The organism is Cytobacillus depressus, assembly GCF_008923245.1.
GTDB lineage: Bacteria > Bacillota > Bacilli > Bacillales > Cytobacillaceae > Cytobacillus > Cytobacillus depressus.
Window position 1 is genome coordinate 94,346 of the sequence record NZ_WBOS01000012.1, and the last position, 19,503, is coordinate 113,848.

The window sequence follows — 19,503 nt, forward strand, 5'->3', positions numbered from 1 at the left end:
TGTACTAAGAGGTGCTTCCCGATTAAAAGTAGAATGCTCGACATAATTATTAACATTTGGTGACAAGATTTCGACTTTACTTTTAGAAAATATCAAAATAAAAATCCTCTCTTCAAATTTTGAAAAGAGGAAAAATGAAAGATATATAGTGAGAAATCACGATAGAATGTTTCAGAAAAACTTAGATTCAATTACACTTCGAAATTAGTAAACTTCCTATTCTGCAGAGCTAAATTGTGCTTCTTCGGTAGAACCTTTTAAAGCTGTCGTAGAGGATGTACCTCCTGTAATGGTCATGGATACTTGATCAAAATAGCCTGTTCCCACCTCTCTTTGATGTCTTGTCGCAGTGTATCCATATTTTTCACTCGCAAATTCAGCCTGCTGCAATTCAGAGTAAGCAGCCATTCCTCGGTCTTTGTAGCCGCGAGCCAATTCAAACATGCTGTGATTTAATGCATGGAAGCCGGCCAGTGTAACGAATTGGAATTTATAGCCCATTTCCCCAAGTTCAATCTGAAACTTCGCAATCGTTTCATCATCTAGCTTGCTCTTCCAGTTGAATGAAGGTGAACAATTATAGGCTAGTAGTTTGCCAGGAAATTGTTCATGAATGGCCTCAGCAAAGCGTTTTGCCTCCTCTAAATCAGGCTCAGCTGTTTCACACCACACAAGGTCAGCATATGGTGCATATGCTAAGCCTCTTGCAATCGCTTGATCAAGGCCCGCTTTTGTTCTGAAGAAACCTTCAGGAGTCCGGTCGCCTGTAATAAATGGGGCATCGAAAGGATCGATATCACTCGTAATTAAATCAGCTGCATTGGCATCTGTTCTTGCTATAACTAAAGTCGGCGCCCCCATTACGTCTGCTGCTAATCTAGCGGCAATTAAGTTTTTTACCGCTGTTTGTGTTGGCAATAAAACTTTCCCGCCAAGGTGGCCGCATTTTTTCTCTGAAGAAAGCTGGTCTTCAAAATGAACACCCGCAGCACCCGCCTCAATCATTCCTTTCATCAATTCAAACACATTTAACTGCCCGCCGAATCCCGCTTCTGCATCAGCTACAATGGGAGCAAACCAATCGATAGAGGTATCGCCCTCCATATAATGAATTTGGTCGGCTCGCTGCAGAGCCTGATTGATTCTCTTCACGACACTCGGCACACTATTCGCCGGATATAAGCTTTGGTCAGGGTACATATGACCCGAAAGATTAGCATCTGCCGCAACTTGCCAGCCGCTTAAATAGATAGCCTTTAGACCAGCTTTCACTTGCTGAACTGCCTGATTTCCTGTCAATGCCCCTAAAGAATGAACAAAGTCTTCTTCATTCACAAGCTTCCAAAGCTTTTCTGCCCCTCTTTGCGCGAGAGTATGCTCAATATCTACAGAACCTCTTAATCGAATAACCTCCTCTGCCGAATAAGGTCTCACGATCCCTTTCCATCTTGCATCCATTTCCCAGCTTTCCTGCAATTGTTTTACTCTTACTTCTGTCATTTTTCCCATCCTCCTTAAGATTAAATAATTCCCTTTCATTGTTGTTATATTACAATTAGCAATGTATGATTTGTATTATATAACAGCATCTCTAAAAAGGAAACCCCTTTTTTAGAAATTTTTAGAAAATTATGATTAACATGGTTAAAAAAGATTTTCCTAACAACAAAAAGAGTGATCTGCCAAAGGCAAACCACTCTTCCATTTATTAATACATTTCAGATGTTGTTTTTGCTTGCATATGAAGTAATAAGTAATCAGGGCCCCCTGCTTTGGAGTCTGTTCCTGACATATTGAATCCTCCAAATGGCTGGTAACCTACGATTGCACCCGTACAGCCACGGTTGAAGTATAGGTTTCCAACATGGAAATCTTCGCGGGCTTTTTGGATGTTTTCGCGGTTGTTTGTAATAACCGCACCTGTTAAGCCGTATTCTGTGTTGTTTGCGATTTCGATTGCATTGTCGAAGTCTTTCGCTTTTGTGAAGCCGACAACTGGTCCGAAGATCTCTTCCTTCATGAGACGTGCTTCTGGTGAAAGGTCTGCAAATACAGTTGGTTTAATGAAGTAGCCTTTTGAATCGTCTCCTTCTCCGCCTGTCATTAGCTTCCCTTCCTGCTTACCGATTTCGATATAGCTCATTACTTTATTATAAGCACTTTGGTCAATCACTGTTGCCATGTAATTGTTTTGATCTGTTGGATCGCCTTGTGTTAATTGATTTGTTAACTCAACGACACGGTTTAATACTTGATCGTACACATCCTCAACAACTACTGCACGAGAACATGCTGAACATTTTTGACCAGAGAATCCGAACGCAGAAGCAACGATAGAAGTAGCTGCTAGCTCAAGATCGGCTTCTTTATCAACAACAATCGTATCTTTTCCGCCCATTTCTGCGATGAGACGCTTCATCCAAATTTGGCCTTCGCTGATTTTTGAAGAACGTTCAAAAATACGGAGACCAACATCGCGAGAACCTGTGAAGCTGATGAAACGAGTATCTTTATGGTCAACTAAATAGTCGCCCACTTCCGCACCGCTTCCTGGTACGAAGTTAAGGACACCTGCAGGAAGACCTGCCTCTTCCATTACTTCTACGAATTTCGCTGCCACAATTGGCGTTGTAGAAGCTGGCTTTAATAGCACAGTGTTTCCAGTTACGATTGCTGCAACAGTTGTCCCAGCCATGATTGCTAATGGGAAGTTCCATGGAGAAATAATGATTCCAACTCCTAATGGAATATAGTCATAACGGTTAAACTCATTCGGACGGCTGTTTACTGGCACACCATCTTTAATGCGCAGCATTTGACGAGCATAGTACTCTAAGAAATCAATTGCTTCCGCTGTATCTGCATCTGCTTCATTCCAAGGCTTTCCTGCTTCTTTTGTTAATAAAGCAGAGAATTCGTGCTTGCGGCGGCGGATAATTGCAGCTGCTTTGAATAAAACATCTGCACGAGTTTCTGGCTTTACTTTTCTCCAAGTTTTGAATGCTTCAACAGCTGCCTGCATCGCTTTTTCTGCTAATTCTTGGTTTGCCTTTGAAACGCGGCCAATCACTTCTTCTTTATTAGCAGGGTTGTAAGAAACGATTTTTTCTTCAGTCTTGATGCGCTCTCCACCGATGACTAAATCGTAATCTTGACCTAAATAGCTTTCAACTGTTTTTAAACCTGTTAAGTACGCTTGACGATTTTCTTCTACTTTAAAATCAGTGAATGGTTCATGTCTGTATGCTTGTACCATAGTTTTCGCCTCCAAAATATCTTATGAAATGACAAATGGATACGCGGTGAACGTAAATAACAAACGATCCCTTACTGTTATTCTTGTGTAGCGTTTGCATCCAAATTTCATTTTAACATGTTTTGAATTTTCCATCCAAACATCTTGATTAAATTATAGGAAAGCGGCCTTTCAAGATGTGATATTATTCACTAGAACAATCTTCATTGATAAATATGCACAAAAGGCTCGTTTGAATTGGCCTTACGGACAATCAGTGCCTCCGGACCATAAACAGACGTCACACTTACTTGCACCGAAATATATTCAGGAAAGTGCTGCATCACAAGGCCTGTTACATATTGAGTAAAGCCTATCCCTTCAGCTTTTCCGTAAAACTGAATTGGGATATTAATTGATAGCTCCTGTAATTGACCACGTACATAAAATGCTCTACCGATTACCCCATTAAAATTAGGAAAATAAGATTCTACATCTTGTTTAAAGTTTAAAAATGATGTTAAGTCATCTCGATGAAGTTCAGTGGCTGCTGTTGAAGGAAATTGTACATACTGTTCATCGACCTTTTCCCAGCTGCCTAAATTAGAGATTCCCTTTGAAGCATTCGCATACGCAAAGAAATTACCAGGCACGACTGAAGTTTTGCTTTGCTGTTCAAATAACGCGATTGTAATAGGCACATCCTTCAATTCGTCGATTGTTCGCAATCGATTTAATACTTCTTCAGCTATTTTCTTTCCTTCTTTTTCAAGGGTCGCGTGAGAGATTTTCGTTTCATATGTCGGACCATATTGGATCTTTTGATAATAATAGACGGAGTTCAAGGCAAGTCCAATGACGACCCCGCCAAGCTTTACCTTTCCTTCCTCATTCTTCACCAGATAATTATGTTCCAATATATGAGCCAAATATTGCGGATTTTCATTATCTCCATTATCCAGAGGATTAAGGCCGATATTCTCATCTTCAGTTAATTTCTTTTCCTTTAATTGTTCTGCTGTGAACTTACGATTTAACCATAAACGAACAGTTTGTCTTTTTAAATATTGACCTTCTTGAAATAAGTATTTATCCGGATCCAATGTATTTTGCGCCACTCTCATTAATCCTGTTTCAAATTCATTAATATCATATCTTGAATTAATATTAGCTACGACTAAACCTCTTGATTCACTCGGCTTAAAAGGCAATATCGTTCGATAATATTTATCTGAAATTTTATAGTTTGGAATAATTGCTTTCTCGTTAGCATCCTGTTTTTCATGGACAACTTCATCTTGCTTATTAAACTTTGGTGCACAGCCCGCAAGAAAAAGGCTGAGAGAAAGAGCAAGCAACATTATTTTTTTCACGGTATTCCCACTCTCTATTCATTACCTCTACTCACTTTTATGGAAAACACGCGGTTACCGAGATTACATTAGTACGTAGAAGTAATTACTGTATAAAAATTTAATCCATTAATTCCCCGACAAGTCTCTCTTCATCCCAAATTTCAATTCCCAATTCCTGGGCCTTTGTTAACTTCGACCCCGCATCCTCACCAGCAATTACAATATCTGTTTTCTTGCTGACACTTCCAGAAACTTTTCCACCTAATGCCTCAATCTTTTCTTTTGCTTCGTTTCTGGAAAGCTGTTCTAGCTTTCCTGTTAAAACAATCGTTTTACCAGCAAAAATGGACTCAGCATTTTCAGCTGAAACTGGCTTTGGACCTTTATAGGTCATATTGACGCCTGCAGCTTTCAGCTCTTGAATTAGTTCTTTCACTTCTTCCTGTTCAAAGAAGGTAACAATAGAATCCGCCATTTTTCCCCCAATTTCATTGATGGCTGTAAGCTCTTCGTGGGATACAGTTTCAAGTTGATCCATTGTTTCAAATTGCTGTGCAATCGTTTTTGCGGCCTTCTCACCTACAAGACGAATACCTAAACCAAAAACAAGCTTTTCTAAGGAGTTATTCTTAGATGCCTCTATCGCTTGCAGTAAATTTTGGACAGATTTCTCTCCCATACGTTCGAGCTTAATTAATTGTTCATACTCTAACTTGTACAAATCTGCCACATCTTGTATAAGATTTTCTGCAAATAATTGGCTAATTACTTTTTCTCCTAATCCATCAATATTCATAGCATTGCGAGATACGAAGTGGATCAGCCCTTCACGAATTTGAGCAGGACATTTTGGATTAAGACAGCGCAAGGCAACTTCGCCTTCTAACCGAACGAGGTCACTTTCACATTCTGGACAGTGTGTAGGCATATGGAATTCAACCTCATCACCAGTTCTTCGGTCTGTTATCACATTGACGACCTCAGGGATAATGTCTCCTGCTTTTTTAATAATAACTTGGTCTCCAATGTGAATATCCTTTTCCCGAATAAAATCTTCATTATGAAGTGATGCTCGCTGAACGGTCGTTCCCGCTACACGGACTGGCTCCAAAATAGCTGTTGGTGTGATCACACCTGTTCTTCCTACACTTAACTCTATATCCTTTAATGTCGTGATTACCTCTTCTGCCGGGAATTTATAGGCAATTGCCCAACGTGGGCTTTTTGCAGTTGTACCTAGCTGGTGCTGTTGCTCAAGTGAATCTACTTTGATGACAATTCCATCAATTTCATACGGAAGCCCGGGCCGTTCTTTCGTCCACTTTTCTACATATTCAATGACTTCATGAATGGTAGCACATTTTTCCCGCTCTTTATTAGTCTTAAATCCAAGTGTATCGAGAAAATTCAATGCCTCACTATGTGAGTTAATAACTGTTTCACCCGTATCTGTCACACTGTATAAGAAAATATCAAGGTTTCTCGATGCTGCAATACGAGGATCAAGCTGGCGCAATGATCCAGCTGCTGCATTTCTTGGATTCGCAAACAGTTCTTCACCCTTATCCATTCTTTGTTTGTTCAAAGCCTCGAAAGAACGCTTTGGCATAAAGGCTTCTCCGCGTGCTTCAAGGGTTACTTCCCTATTTAGGCGAAGTGGAATGGAGCGAATGGTTCTTAAGTTTGCTGTTATATTCTCCCCTGTTGAGCCGTCCCCCCTTGTAGCCCCAAGCTCGAATAATCCATCCTCATAGCGAAGAGAAACAGCTAGTCCGTCGATTTTTAGTTCACAAACATAGGAAAAGTCATCCCCAACTGCTTGTCGTATGCGACGGTCAAAATCCAGTAAGTCTTGTTCATTAAAAGCATTGCTAAGACTCAGCATTTGGGATTGATGCTGTACTTTTTCGAACATATCAAGTACTTCTCCGCCAACGCGCTGTGTAGGAGATTCAGAGGAAATAAGCTCTGGATACTTGCCTTCAATTTCGGCTAATTCCCGTAATAGCCCATCGTATTCCGCATCAGAAACAGACGGCTGATCAAGAACATGATACTCATAATTATATTGATTTAAGAGATTCGTTAATTCTTTTACTTTTATTTCCGCGGCTTGAAGGTCCATGTAGTCAACCCTTTCTTAGAAAAACTAGAATCCTTCTTTTCGAAGAACAGCCTTTGAAGAGGGCTTTAAGTTCATCAATAGGCTGTTCATTATTTATGACTCTTTTCGAATAAATTGTTGTTTTAAGCCTTCAAAGTTTGCCCGTTGATTTCCTCTGCGGGCACTTGCTTTCCGCGGGAGGGACGGGAGCCTCCTCGGCGTTTCCGCCTGTGGAATCTTCCTCTTCCCTCTATTCCCGCAGGACATTGAATAATCATCCCTGAATTAACACCGCACGAAGAAAATACGAATGCATTTTCGAGGATCAAGTGCCCTCCGCTTCAATCAACTCAGAAGTTAAATTTAAATCGCATTAATAAAGCAACAAACATTATCCTTTTGTAATGGGAGCAAACTTAGCTAATAATCGTTTTATGCCGACTGGTTTCGGAAAAGCAATATCCAATTCAATGCCTTCTCCTTCCCCTTTCACACTAACAACGGTTCCTGTTCCCCATTTGCCATGCACCGCTTTGTCGCCAACCTTCCAGCCCATTTCATCTCCACCTGTTGCGTTCATGGCAGGACGTATGACTGGCTTTCTTTGCATTGGTCTTGCCGGAGAAGAACTAAATGCAGAATTTCCGAATGGAGAACGAGATGCTTTTGAAGGCTGCAGCCCATCTAATAACTCCTCAGGTATTTCTTTAATGAACCGAGAAGGGGCATTCATACTTGTACGGCCAAATAATGTCCGCATTTGCGCATTCGTAATAAATAGCTCTTCTTCTGCTCTCGTGATTCCAACATACGCCAGTCTGCGCTCTTCCTCCATTTCAGCCTCTTCCATAAGAGAACGGCTATGAGGGAAAACTCCTTCTTCTAGCCCGATTAGAAAGACAGTTGGAAATTCAAGCCCTTTTGCAGAGTGGAGGGTCATTAATACAACAGCATCCGCTTTTTCTCCATCGTCATCGAGCTTATCAATATCAGCTACTAAAGCTAAATCTGTTAAAAAGGCTACTAAGCTTTTATCCTCACTTGCCTCTTCAAAGCTTTTCGTAACGGAGAGGAACTCTTCCAAGTTTTCAAGGCGGCTTTGTGCTTCAATTGATTTTTCTGCTATAAGCATTTCCCGATATCCTGATTTCTCTAATAGTTCTTCGACTAATTCTGTTACGGAAATGTATTCTTGCATTTGCGTATAATTATTAATTATATCTCTGAATTCTGCCGCCGCCTTAGTGATTTTAGGACTTAACCCAATCAACTCAACCGATTGCAATGCCTGAAACATCGTCATATCATGAAGAAGTGCGAAGTTAGCAATTTTATCAATCGTTCCTGAGCCGATTCCGCGTTTTGGGACATTGATAATTCTTTGCAAACTAATATCATCATCTGGATTGGCAATCAGTCTTAAGTAAGCAAGAATATCTTTAATTTCTTTACGGTCATAGAACTTAATTCCGCCTACGATGGAGTATTCAATATTTGATTTGAGTAGTACTTCCTCCATCACACGGGATTGGGCATTTGTCCGATATAAAATGGCTATATCAGATAAATTGCGGTTTCCGTCCTTTGTCAGCTCCTTTATTTTTCCAACAACAAATTGCGCCTCTCCTTGTTCACTATCCGCTCGGTAATAGAAAATTTTATTTCCTTCAGGATTTTCTGTCCAAAGATTTTTCGGTTTGCGATTCATGTTTCTTGAGATCACTTGATTAGCCGCGAGAAGAATACTCTTCGTGGAGCGATAATTTTGTTCTAGTAAAATAACCGTCGCATTTTGATAGTCTTTTTCAAATGAAAGGATATTAGCAATATCCGCGCCCCGCCAGCGATAGATTGACTGATCCGAATCCCCTACCACACAAAGGTTTCTAAACCTTGCCGCTAAAAGCTTTACGAGCAAATATTGGGCTTTGTTGGTATCCTGATACTCATCGACATGTATATATTGAAATTTACGCTGGTAATATTCTAGTACTTCCGGGACTCTTTGGAAGAGCTGGATTGTTGTCATAATGAGGTCATCGAAGTCTAATGCTTGGTTTCTTCGAAGTCGTTTTTGATATTCTGAATAAACATCACCCACAACTTGCTGATAATAATCACCGGTAGTTTTCGCATATTCCTCAGGGTTTGTCAGCTCATTCTTGGCCGAGCTGATAGATCCAAGGATGGCACGGGGATCAAATTTCTTCGGATCAAGATTTTTATCCTTTAAAATCCCTTTAATGACAGACTGCTGATCCGTCGTATCCAAGATGGTAAAATTGCGGCTAAAGCCAATGCGATCAATATCTCTTCGCAATATCCTTACACACATAGAGTGGAAGGTCGATATCCAAATTTCATCCGCCGCTCCACCCATCATCCTCTGTATTCTTTCACGCATCTCGCGGGAAGCCTTATTTGTAAATGTAATGGCTAAAATATTATAAGGATTGACTCCTTTTTCTACCATTAAATAAGCAATCCGATGTGTGAGCACTCTCGTCTTTCCACTTCCTGCTCCCGCCATAATTAATAGAGGGCCATCCGTTTCCTTTACAGCTTTTTGCTGCTCAGGGTTTAACCCATTCAAAAGCTTATCTGTTAAAAAATTCATTTTTTATTTCACCGCCACACAAACATATGTTCTTATTTTGATAGTACCTCTTTTTGATAAAATATTCAACTTTTACTTAACAGCTTTTACGGTTTCAAGAGCAGCATTTAAATTGGAATAAATAATATTTCCAACGACAATTACATCCGAATGGGCCGCCATTTCTTTCGCCTGCTCGAATGTTTCGATGCCCCCACCGTAAAATAGCGTTGAGTTCTCAAGAGTATTGCTGACTTCTGAAACTAATTGAGGATCGCCATATGTCCCGCTATATTCCATGTAAAAGATCGGTAAGTGGAACATTTTTTCGGCCATCATTGCGTACGCCTTGACATCCTCTTTCGAAACTTTCGTATTTGCCTTCGTGAGCTTAGCAGCTTTGCATTCTTCATTAAGGATGCAATAGCCTTGAACGAGGATTTCATCCCAATTCATGATCTCGCCAAATTCCTTCACGGCCTCATGATGGAGTCCCGAAATCCACTTTGTTTCCGGGCTATTTAAAACTGTTGGAATAAAATACAAATCAAACCCTGGCGTAATCGCTTCAATAGAGGATACCTCAAGTACGCACGGAACAGTATAGCGACGAATTCGGGCCATTAAATCCAATACCTTCTCCAACGTTATGCCATCCGTTCCACCTACAATAATTGCGTCGGTTCCTGATTCGCATACCTTTTCTAAATCCTCATCTGAAATATATTTATTTGGATCGAGCTTAAACACATGGCGCCACTCGCGAACATCGTACATCCATACTTCCCCCATTCTATCATTCCATTTCAACATTATATCATTTGCGAATTGAATCAAAAAGTAAATCGAAAAACAACCAAAAATGTAGATTTTTTCAATGCACTTTCCTAATCAATTCCTAAAAACAAAAGGCTAAAGGACACATAGGGGAGGAAAACGCCAAGTATGTCCTTTAAATCGGCTTTTAAGGACACATAGGGGGAGAAAAACGCCAAGTATGTCCTTTAAATCGGTTTTATAGGACACATAGGGGAGAAAAATGCCAAGTATGTCCTTTAAATCGGCTTTTAAGGACACATAGGGGGAGAAAAATGCCAAGTATGTCCTTTAAATCGGCTTTTAAGGACACATAGGGGAGAAAAACACCAAGTATGTCCTTTAAATTGGTTTTAAAGGACACATAGGGGAGAAAAACGCCAAGTATGTCCTTTAACTCGACTTTAAAGGACACATAGGGGGAGATAAACGCCAAGTATGTCCTTTAAATCGACTCTTAAGGACACATAGGGGGAGATAAACGCCAAGTATGTCCTTTAACTCGACTTTTAAGGACACATAGGGAAGAAAAACGCCAAGTATGTCCTTTAAATCGGTTTTAAAGGACACATAGGGGGAGATAAACGCCAAGTATGTCCTTTAAATTGGCTTTAAAGGACACAAAATACGGGAAACAGGCAAAGCATGTCCTATAACTGGGTTTTAAAGGACACAATATAAAGGGAAACCTCAAAAGAATGTCCTAAACCCGAAAAAGCCGCGGGGATCAAAACCCGCGGCTTTTCATGTATAAATATAAATTTATTTAGCTGCTTCGTCTACCTTTATCCGTTCTAATGCCATTTCATAGGCATCATTGCCATAGTTCAAGCAGCGTTTTACACGGGAAATCGTCGCTGTACTTGCACCCGTTTCTGACTCAATCTTATGATAAGTTTTGCCCTCTCTAAGCATACGGGCAACTTCAAGTCGCTGTGACAATGATTGAATTTCATTGACCGTGCATAAATCATCAAAGAAGCGGTAGCATTCTTCTAAGTCCTTTAAAGATAAAACCGATTTAAATAACTGGTCTAGTGCTTTACCTCTTAATTTATCAATTTGCATCTATTCATACTCCTTTATAAATAATCTATTCACTGACATCAAATGATACAGTTTGTTCTAAGCCTGGATTAGAAGGGACGACATTGATCCACGTTTTTCCTGGAACAAACCCAACCTGCTGACCGTTTAATACAGGCAAAATTCTACCATCGATATTTTGCCACTTCACTTCACGCCATTGTCCCTTCTGCAGCAAGTATCCCCTGCCGCCTGAAGTAAGATTAATGGCTCGGCGTCCTGCGTTATCAATCACTTGATGATCTGTCTCAACAATGAATATATTATCAATCAACACTGGCTCACCAGTTTCATGGTCGGCCGTTAATTCCCCATTTGAGTACCGCTTATATTTCTGAAGTGCTTCATCATATTCATAGATAGAATTAAAGAGCTTACTATTAAAATAAGAAACCATCACTGATTTTGCTTCTTCCCCGTGCAAAGCCTCAACTTCTTTTTCAGTAAGAAATGAAAGCTTTGAAGGTGCATTATTCATTTGATAATTTCTTTGCTCAGCACCCTTTAAAAAATTTTCGAAGGATGAATAAGAGTTATGCGGTGCTTTCCGATCGGTCGCACGATAAAATAGCGTGCCATCATATGCCATTCCATTTAGGTTATCAATATAGCCTTTATCTAACAGCTCTTTCGCATCTGGACTGTATCCGTGAGCAATATATAGACTATCATATCCTTTCGCCAATTCAATATAATAATCTCTTGCACTTCTAATCGGACCAATTTTCTCCGGCTGTTCACTTTGATAAATCGCAAGAAATCTTGTTACATCTCCTTCAGCAAGCAGTTCATAAACGATATCGGCCTGACCGAGTCCTGATTGTGGCCGGGCCTCGGGATGATTATTGATCATAACGGCTATTGCTCTGCCGTTAGCCTGTTTGTCAGTTCCCATACCTGTTAATGGGAATTGATAAGGAAATTTCACTTCATTTGAAGAATCAATTTGCTCATCTGTTTTTCCCTGTTCCTCCCCGTTTTGTCCATCTTCATCAATAACTGTTTGATCATTTTTACTACATCCGGAAACAAGGAGGATTGCTGCTGCGAATCCAGCCAGCCATTTTTTTAACATAAAACACCTCTATACAGAAGATTAGCTGTTTAATCTTGATGCAGTTTCATTTTTAAAAATTTCTCTTTTACATTTTAACGCATTATCGTCGGAAAGAGTATTGTTTTATTCATCACATCATATATTCCTTGCTGAGTTACCCGAACATAAGGCAAGTGAGTAGATGAGAGGAATAAAAGTGAATAGATAGGGTCCGCATGCTTGTAACCTCTCTCACTTAAATAATGGCGAAGCACTTTTTCTTTCTCAATCACACTTTCAACATTTTCGTCAGACATAACTCCCATAATTTTTAACGGGATTTCCTGCACAATCCTGCCTTTTTCAGAAACTGTTATGCCACCGCCAATTTCCTTCATCCGATAAAAAGCATTTAGCATATCGTGCTTATTTTTTCCAATTAAAATAAAATCTCCCGTGTTAGAAAAGGAGCTCGCAAAGCCATCTAAATGGGTAGCAAAGCCTTTTAGAAGCGTATTTAAGCGCCACTTCCCGTGCTTATCAACTAGCATAAAAAAGCATTCATCATGTAAGGTGGATAATTGGTCACCTGAAACATCGATAGAGATGGAATAGGGCTTCAAAATTACCGTATTTTCCATATTAATCCCAAATGGCATCGAATATTGTAAATCATCATACTCAAGCTGCCAATCAATCTGTAGAGGCTTTAATCCATCCTCACTCATTGGCCAAGAACCGTATATATCTAAAGGGGCCCCATCCTTTTTGACCCATTTCCCTTTTGCCAAGACTGAAACAGGAGTAGGGTTCGTTTCATCTGAGAGAAAATTTATATTGGCTATTCTTCCTGTTGCGATATTTCCGTGTAAATGTTCAATATTATAGTGGCGCGCGACATTATTTGTCCCCATATTATAGGCATCTATAATCGGAACACCCTTTTCTATTGCAATTCTTATCATATGATCAATCATTCCTTGTTCGTAAAAAGCAGGAGTGGATCCATCTGTAGTGAAAATTAATTGATCATAATGGTTGATGCCTATTTCATGCATTTCCTCTAAGAGGATTGGTAAATCAGGGCGAATCGAAGAGTACCGCAGTGAAACGGTATATCCTTGCATTAAACGATTATAAACATCCTTCCCAGTCATCGCCTCATGGTCACAATCTGCACCAAGCAGCATCAGCTTTGCTAATGTTTTTTCGGATGCCCCTGGGAAATGTCCTTCAATTTTTTTCCTCATCCGCTTTGTTTCCTGTATCCAATGAAGAATTAAATCATCGCCAGCTAAAAGCTTCGGCCAGCATGTTAGTTCTCCACCTTGCAAAACGGCATCATGTTCGAGCCAAGATTTTATGTTACTAGACGAAAAAATCATTTCCTCATTATGTATTTCTGTTTGGGCATCAAAGCGGCACCACCAATACATCGAGGAAGGAATACTTTGCAACTCGTTAATAAAGGAAAACGCTCTCTTTTTATCCAATTGCAAGGCAATAACCATGTTGTCGTTAATTAACGTTGTTGTGCCGAATTGGGATGCATAGCTAGCAAATGAGTGGGGATTATATAACTGAAATGGATGTGCATGTGGCTCAATATAGCCTGGAACTAGCAAGTAGCCTTCACAATCCATAATTTCGCAACCATCCATGTTGGCAGGAAGTTGATCCCCCACATAGACAATGCGATCATGGAAAATCCAAATATGAGCCTTCATCCATTTTCGAAAAGCATGATTAAGATAGCGAGCGTTTTTAAGTAGCAGCGTTGGTGCTAAGTTACCATCAAGAACAGAAACATGGTTACGCAACTGCTTATTTTTCCACTTGTATCGCTGTTCTAGCACTTTAATCTCTCCCTTTGGGATTGCTTTTTCTTAAGTATCTATAAGGAACAAAGCATTGTAAGCCCTTTCATTTCTTTTATTTTAACATATGTCGCAATTTAACGCATTAAAGAATAGATGAATTTTGAAATATTTTTCGGAGAAGGTGAAGATGATGAGGATTAAACCGAATATTGGTTTGTTAAATGCACTGATCCGGATTACCGTTGGATTGACCGTTTTAGCATGCGCTTCCGCAAAGCTTGTTAAATGCCCATGGCGCCAATCAAATTTTTTATTTGTTGTTCTCGGGTCGATGAAAGTAGCTGAGGGAATTGTGAGGTACTGTCCTGTTACTGCTCTTTGCGAATGTGGGCAGGAAAAAATGCAAGAAATGAAAGAGGAAATAGTTGGGCAAAGCGAAATGAGCTCATATAACCCATCATAAAATTAAAGCCCCCAAAATTGGGGGCTTTAATTAGGATGCCAGGCATTGGTTTATATAAGTTTAAGAAAAGACATGTACGATCGCTTTGTGGCCAATATCTTTACGATAAAAGATGCCCTCACACTTTACCTTTTCTAATTCAGAATAAACCTTTTCCTGTGCTTCTTTTAATGTGTTGGCTTTGGCTGCTGCTAAGAAAACCCGGCCGCCATTTGTTACAAACTCACCTGATCCGTTCTTTTCCGTTCCCGCATGGAAGACTGGTACATCCTTGCTAATATTTTGTAGGCCAGATAAAACCGCACCTTTTTTATATTGCTCTGGGTACCCGACTGAAGCAGCGACAACTCCTAACATCATCTGTTTATCCCAAACTATTTGCGGTGTTTCGCCATTAATAACAGCAAGCATCACTTCAGCTAAATCCGATTTCATTCTTGGCAAAACAACTTGAGTCTCTGGATCGCCAAATCGGGCATTGAATTCAATGACCTTCGGGCCAGCCTCTGTAATGATAAGACCCGCGTATAAAATCCCGCAAAAATGTCTGCCTTCTTCAACTAACGCTTTAGCTGTCGGCTTTACAATCGATTCTATCGCTTTTTTCACAATGTCATTGCTAATATGAGGCACAGGAGAATACGCGCCCATTCCGCCGGTATTCGGCCCTTTATCACCATCATATGCCCGTTTATGGTCTTGGGCGATTTCAAGTGGAATGACTATATCTCCATTCACAAAGGCCATGAGGGAAATCTCTTCCCCAGTCAAAAACTCTTCCAAAACAACGGTTGAGGATGCGTCGCCAAATCTTTCGTTCAAAAGCATTTCTTCAAGGGCTTGCCTTGCTTCATCCATCGTTAAAGCAACTGTTACCCCTTTCCCCGCTGCTAAACCGTCAGCTTTAATAACAATCGGGGCACCCTTTTCCTCGAGATAAGCTTTTGCATCGTCATATGTGGAAAATACCGCATATTCAGCTGTAGGGATGCTGTATTTCTTCATTAGATCTTTCGCAAATGACTTGCTGCCTTCGATGATAGCTGCTTCCTTTTTTGGACCAAAGATTGTTAAGCCTTCATCTTGGAAACGATCTGATAATCCTTCAAGGAGAGGGACTTCCGGTCCAATGACCGTTAAACCAATTTTTTGTTCTTTGGCAAATTGAACAAGCTGATCATGGTTGTCTTCCGTCATATCAACCTGAGTCGCTACATCCATCATTCCTGGGTTACCTGGTGCAACAAATACTTGTTCCACTGTCGGGCTTTCAGAAAGCTTTTTGCATATCGCATGCTCACGTCCGCCTCTACCAATAACGAGTACTTTCACAATTATTAACCTCCACTAGGTTTTTTAATGTTGGCTGTTTTCGTAAATATTGTTGTTTTAAGCCTTCGAAGTTTGCCTGTTGATTTCCGCTGCGGGCATTTGCTTTCCGCGGGGAGGGACGGGAGCCTCCTCGGCGTTACCGCCTGTGGGGTCTCCCGCTTCCCTCTATTCCCGCAGGAGTCAAGTGCCCTCCGCTCCAATCAACTCAGATAGTTAAATTAAAATCACAATAATAAAGCAACAAACTTTACGAAATTAGTCTTAATGTTTAAAATGTCTAACGCCGGTGAACACCATTGTAATCCCATACTCATCAGCTTTTTTGATGGAATCTTCATCACGTACAGAGCCACCTGGTTGAATAATTGCAGTAATGCCAGCTTTTGCTGCTGCTTCAACCGTGTCATCCATCGGGAAGAAGGCATCTGACGCCATCGCTGCTCCTTTTGCTTGTGCTCCTGCCTGCTCGAGAGCAATTTTCGCGGCACCGACACGATTCATTTGACCCGCTCCAATACCGAGCGTCATATCCGCATTATTCACGACAATTGCATTTGATTTCACATGTTTAACGACCTTCCAGCCAAGCTTCAATGCCTGCCACTCTTCTTCTGAAGGCTCTCTTTTTGTCGGAATAGAAATATTTGCATCATCAAATGTGAACTGATCATAATCTTGAACGAGCAAGCCGCCTTCAATAGCCGTTAGTTTTCCTTCGTCTTTTCCTTCCACTTGGAATGGAATCGTTAAGAGACGAAGATTCTTTTTCCCTGTTAAAATCTCTAACGCTTCATTAGAAAAAGATGGAGCAATAATGATTTCAAGGAAGATTTCATATAATTTCTGTGCTGTTGGACCATCTACTTCTCTGTTGAAAGCAATAATTCCGCCAAAAATCGAAACTGGATCTGCTGCAAATGCTTTTGAAAAAGCATCAAATACTGTACTGCCGCTTCCCACTCCACAAGGATTCATATGCTTCACAGCAACCGCTGCTGGCTCTGCAAACTCTTTAACAATTTGAAGGGCAGCATCTGCATCATTAATATTATTGTAGGACAGTTCTTTACCATGTAATTGTTCAGCATTGGCAATGGAGAATTCCGATCCTAAAGGCTTGCGATAAAACGCTGCCTTCTGATGAGGATTTTCCCCGTATCGTAATGACTGTTTTAATTCATATGTGACCGTTAATTTTTCAGGCGCCTCTTCTTTAGCAAGCTTTGTCATATATTCCGCAATCATTGCATCATACGCTGCTGTATGACGGAATACTTTAGCAGCTAATTTACGGCGCGTGTCTTTTTCTACTTGGCCATTTTCCTTTAATTGTGCAAGCACAGTCTCATAATCAGCTGGGTCGACAACGACGGTTACATATTCATGATTTTTTGCTGATGCACGTAACATCGCCGGTCCGCCAATATCAATATTTTCAATGGCATCTTCCACTGTTACATCCGGCTTAGCAATCGTTTGCTGGAATGGATACAAGTTTACACACACAATGTGAATGGGCTGGATTTGATGCTCCTCTAATTGTGCCTTATGACTCAGCTCATCAAATTTAGCTAATAATCCACCATGGATTAACGGATTTAATGTTTTTACCCGTCCTTCTAATATTTCTGGAAAGCCAGTAACGTCGCTAACGCCTGTCACAGGAATCCCTATCTCTTCCAATGCCATTTTTGTGCCGCCTGTTGAAAGAATTTCAAATCCTAATTCGCTTAATTCCTTTGCGAATTCCGTAACTCCATTTTTATCAGAAACGCTAATTAGTGCTCTTTTCTTCATCAAATATGCCCTCCAAAAAATTTATCGCAGATTAACGGGCAGTAAGACCCCACCTCAAAACTTTAGATGAATCGAAGAAGTTCAGGTAGGAGATCAACTGCCTGTAAGGCCTGATTAGTTCGACTAACATTCCGTGGGGAAAAAGCCCCCCGACGGAATGAAGTTTCACTTTATGCCTTCAATTGTACGCTCAGTTAGTTGAAAGAGCTGTTACAGATTGTTCGTCAGTAATTTTTGTAAAACCGCTGGATAAAGTTGATGTTCAATCGCGTGGATTTTTTCTTCAAGACTTTCTTTCGTTTCCTCTGAACTAATTTCTACCTTTTGCTGCGCAATAATTGGGCCTGTGTCCATTCCTTCATCAACGAAGTGAACCGTTACTCCACTAACCTTTGCCCTCGCTTCCAATGCTTGACCAATAGCATTCTTTCCTGGAAAAGCTGGCAATAAGGAAGGATGAATATTAATGATCTTTCCCTCAAATGCCTGAAGGAGAGTTTGTCCAATGAGCCTCATATAGCCAGCCAAAATAATATATTCAACATTCAACTCTTTAAGCTTTTGCAAAATCACTTTTTCATAAGCTTCTTTATTCGGATATTCCTTAGCTGCAAAAATAAATTGTGGAATCTTTCCTTTTACAGCCCGTTCGATACAAAATGCGTTCGGCTTATCACAAACAAGCAATAGAATATCAGCCTGAAGCTCATCATTTTGAACTGCATCAATAATAGCTTGGAAGTTTGTTCCACTGCCAGAAGCAAATACGGCCATCTTTTTCATTATAAAATCTCAATTCCTTCTTGATCAGTTACTTTTCCGATGAAATAAGCCTTCTCCCCATTCTCATTAAAATGAGACAATACTTCATTCGCGATTTCTTGATCTACTGCTAAAACCATTCCCGTTCCCATATTAAAAATATTGTACATTTCTTTTCGGTCTAAATCGCCGATCTTCTCCATTAACTTGAAGACAGCAGGAACCTCCCAGTTGCTTTCTTTTAACTCGGCTCCTAAGCCTTCTGGAAGCATTCGCGGAATATTTTCAATAAAACCGCCGCCTGTAATATGGGCCATCCCTTTAATTTTGAATTTTTCTAATGCAGAAAGAATCGGCTTTACGTAAATTTTCGTCGGACGCAATAGCTCTTCTCCCAACGTACAGCCTAATTCATCAACATGTTCCGTTAATGACATGTTCGCTTGATCAAAAAATAATTTTCGAACTAAAGAATACCCATTGCTGTGGATTCCACTTGAAGCAAGACCGATTAGGACATCTCCACTTTTAATATCTGATCCATTGATAATGTTTGCTTTTTCACATGCACCGACAGCAAATCCAGCAAGATCATATTCTTCTTCTGTGTACATGCCTGGCATTTCAGCTGTTTCTCCGCCAACTAATGCACAGCCTGCCTGTTCACAACCATCAGCGATTCCTTTAACAATGGCCTCAATCTTAGAAGGCTCAGCTTTTCCGCAGCCAATATAGTCCAAGAAATAAAGCGGCTCCGCACCTTGAACGACGATATCATTCACACACATAGCAACAGCGTCAATGCCAATTGTATCGTGTTGATCCATCATAAAAGCGAGCATTAATTTCGTTCCTACTCCGTCCGTCCCAGATACGAGAACAGGCTCCTTTAAATTCAGAACTGATAAATCAAACATCCCGCCAAATCCGCCTAAACCACCGAAAACACCAGGGCGAACCGTTTTTTCTACATGTTTTTTCATACGCGATACCGCTTCATACCCAGCTTCAATATCCACACCAGCCTGCTTGTATGCATTTGCCATTAGTAGTCCTCCTCATCAGAAAAGCGCTAAACAATTTATTTTCAAATCAGTTCAA

General features: G+C 40.4%; 14 protein-coding genes. 1 reads left to right on the top strand and 13 read right to left on the bottom strand.

The genetic code is table 11. From position 1 onward, the window contains the following. Positions 1-216 precede the first annotated feature (216 nt). From aceA to F7731_RS19100, 9 genes are all read right to left on the bottom strand, one after another. A complete protein-coding gene (gene aceA, locus F7731_RS19060; RefSeq protein WP_151536380.1) occupies positions 217-1,500 on the bottom strand; it encodes an isocitrate lyase in 1,284 nt (427 codons plus the stop codon). Between the two features lie 208 nt (positions 1,501-1,708). Next, positions 1,709-3,256, bottom strand: a complete 1,548-nt coding sequence (pruA, locus tag F7731_RS19065) for an L-glutamate gamma-semialdehyde dehydrogenase (RefSeq protein ID WP_151536381.1) — start codon at positions 3,254-3,256, stop codon at positions 1,709-1,711. A gap of 203 nt (positions 3,257-3,459) precedes the next feature. Beyond that, on the bottom strand, positions 3,460-4,608 hold the full coding sequence (locus tag F7731_RS19070) for a CamS family sex pheromone protein (protein ID WP_151536382.1): 1,149 nt from the start codon (positions 4,606-4,608) through the stop codon (positions 3,460-3,462). A gap of 100 nt (positions 4,609-4,708) precedes the next feature. Further along, positions 4,709-6,715, bottom strand: a complete 2,007-nt coding sequence (gene ligA / locus F7731_RS19075) for an NAD-dependent DNA ligase LigA (RefSeq protein ID WP_151536383.1) — start codon at positions 6,713-6,715, stop codon at positions 4,709-4,711. 370 nt (positions 6,716-7,085) lie between these two features. Next, positions 7,086-9,311 (bottom strand): DNA helicase PcrA, encoded by a 2,226-nt coding sequence (gene pcrA / locus F7731_RS19080; protein ID WP_151536384.1) that lies wholly within the window; start codon positions 9,309-9,311, stop codon positions 7,086-7,088. A gap of 72 nt (positions 9,312-9,383) precedes the next feature. Further along, on the bottom strand, positions 9,384-10,067 hold the full coding sequence (gene pcrB / locus F7731_RS19085) for a heptaprenylglyceryl phosphate synthase (protein WP_151536385.1): 684 nt from the start codon (positions 10,065-10,067) through the stop codon (positions 9,384-9,386). Between the two features lie 801 nt (positions 10,068-10,868). After that, on the bottom strand, positions 10,869-11,174 hold the full coding sequence (locus tag F7731_RS19090; protein WP_151536386.1) for a YerC/YecD family TrpR-related protein: 306 nt from the start codon (positions 11,172-11,174) through the stop codon (positions 10,869-10,871). A gap of 25 nt (positions 11,175-11,199) precedes the next feature. Next, a complete protein-coding gene (locus tag F7731_RS19095) occupies positions 11,200-12,267 on the bottom strand; it encodes a DUF3048 domain-containing protein (protein ID WP_151536387.1) in 1,068 nt (355 codons plus the stop codon). A gap of 74 nt (positions 12,268-12,341) precedes the next feature. Continuing rightward, the gene (locus F7731_RS19100; protein WP_151536388.1) at positions 12,342-14,084 is read right to left on the bottom strand and encodes an adenine deaminase C-terminal domain-containing protein; all 1,743 of its coding nucleotides are present in this window, start codon (positions 14,082-14,084) and stop codon (positions 12,342-12,344) included. 151 nt (positions 14,085-14,235) lie between these two features. Between F7731_RS19100 and F7731_RS19105 the strand changes: the two genes are divergently transcribed. Continuing rightward, the gene (locus tag F7731_RS19105) at positions 14,236-14,511 is read left to right on the top strand and encodes a YgaP family membrane protein (protein ID WP_425482024.1); all 276 of its coding nucleotides are present in this window, start codon (positions 14,236-14,238) and stop codon (positions 14,509-14,511) included. 60 nt (positions 14,512-14,571) lie between these two features. Here the strand turns inward: F7731_RS19105 and purD are convergent, their stop codons facing one another. The 4 genes from purD to purM form a co-directional block, all read right to left on the bottom strand. Beyond that, positions 14,572-15,843 carry a phosphoribosylamine--glycine ligase gene (gene purD / locus F7731_RS19110; RefSeq protein ID WP_151536389.1) on the bottom strand — a complete coding sequence of 424 codons (1,272 nt, stop codon included), beginning with the start codon at positions 15,841-15,843 and terminating at the stop codon, positions 14,572-14,574. 261 nt (positions 15,844-16,104) lie between these two features. Next, the gene (purH, locus tag F7731_RS19115; protein WP_151536390.1) at positions 16,105-17,640 is read right to left on the bottom strand and encodes a bifunctional phosphoribosylaminoimidazolecarboxamide formyltransferase/IMP cyclohydrolase; all 1,536 of its coding nucleotides are present in this window, start codon (positions 17,638-17,640) and stop codon (positions 16,105-16,107) included. A 210-nt stretch (positions 17,641-17,850) separates the two neighbouring features. Continuing rightward, positions 17,851-18,423 (bottom strand): phosphoribosylglycinamide formyltransferase, encoded by a 573-nt coding sequence (gene purN / locus F7731_RS19120; protein WP_151536391.1) that lies wholly within the window; start codon positions 18,421-18,423, stop codon positions 17,851-17,853. Further along, positions 18,423-19,448 carry a phosphoribosylformylglycinamidine cyclo-ligase gene (purM, locus tag F7731_RS19125; RefSeq protein WP_151536392.1) on the bottom strand — a complete coding sequence of 342 codons (1,026 nt, stop codon included), beginning with the start codon at positions 19,446-19,448 and terminating at the stop codon, positions 18,423-18,425. Before purM ends, purN begins: the two co-directional genes overlap by 1 nt. Positions 19,449-19,503: the final 55 nt, after the last annotated feature.

What these genes read in the sequence shown, in the direction of transcription:
- aceA (WP_151536380.1), bottom strand. Translation starts at nt 1,500, where the DNA reads ATGACAGAAGTAAGAGTAAAACAATTGCAGGAAAGCTGGGAAATGGAT.
- pruA (WP_151536381.1), bottom strand. Translation starts at nt 3,256, where the DNA reads ATGGTACAAGCATACAGACATGAACCATTCACTGATTTTAAAGTAGAA.
- ligA (WP_151536383.1), bottom strand. Translation starts at nt 6,715, where the DNA reads ATGGACCTTCAAGCCGCGGAAATAAAAGTAAAAGAATTAACGAATCTC.
- pcrA (WP_151536384.1), bottom strand. Translation starts at nt 9,311, where the DNA reads ATGAATTTTTTAACAGATAAGCTTTTGAATGGGTTAAACCCTGAGCAG.
- pcrB (WP_151536385.1), bottom strand. Translation starts at nt 10,067, where the DNA reads ATGTACGATGTTCGCGAGTGGCGCCATGTGTTTAAGCTCGATCCAAAT.
- F7731_RS19090 (WP_151536386.1), bottom strand. Translation starts at nt 11,174, where the DNA reads ATGCAAATTGATAAATTAAGAGGTAAAGCACTAGACCAGTTATTTAAA.
- F7731_RS19095 (WP_151536387.1), bottom strand. Translation starts at nt 12,267, where the DNA reads ATGTTAAAAAAATGGCTGGCTGGATTCGCAGCAGCAATCCTCCTTGTT.
- F7731_RS19105 (WP_425482024.1), top strand. Translation starts at nt 14,236, where the DNA reads ATGATGAGGATTAAACCGAATATTGGTTTGTTAAATGCACTGATCCGG.
- purH (WP_151536390.1), bottom strand. Translation starts at nt 17,640, where the DNA reads ATGAAGAAAAGAGCACTAATTAGCGTTTCTGATAAAAATGGAGTTACG.
- purN (WP_151536391.1), bottom strand. Translation starts at nt 18,423, where the DNA reads ATGAAAAAGATGGCCGTATTTGCTTCTGGCAGTGGAACAAACTTCCAA.
- purM (WP_151536392.1), bottom strand. Translation starts at nt 19,448, where the DNA reads ATGGCAAATGCATACAAGCAGGCTGGTGTGGATATTGAAGCTGGGTAT.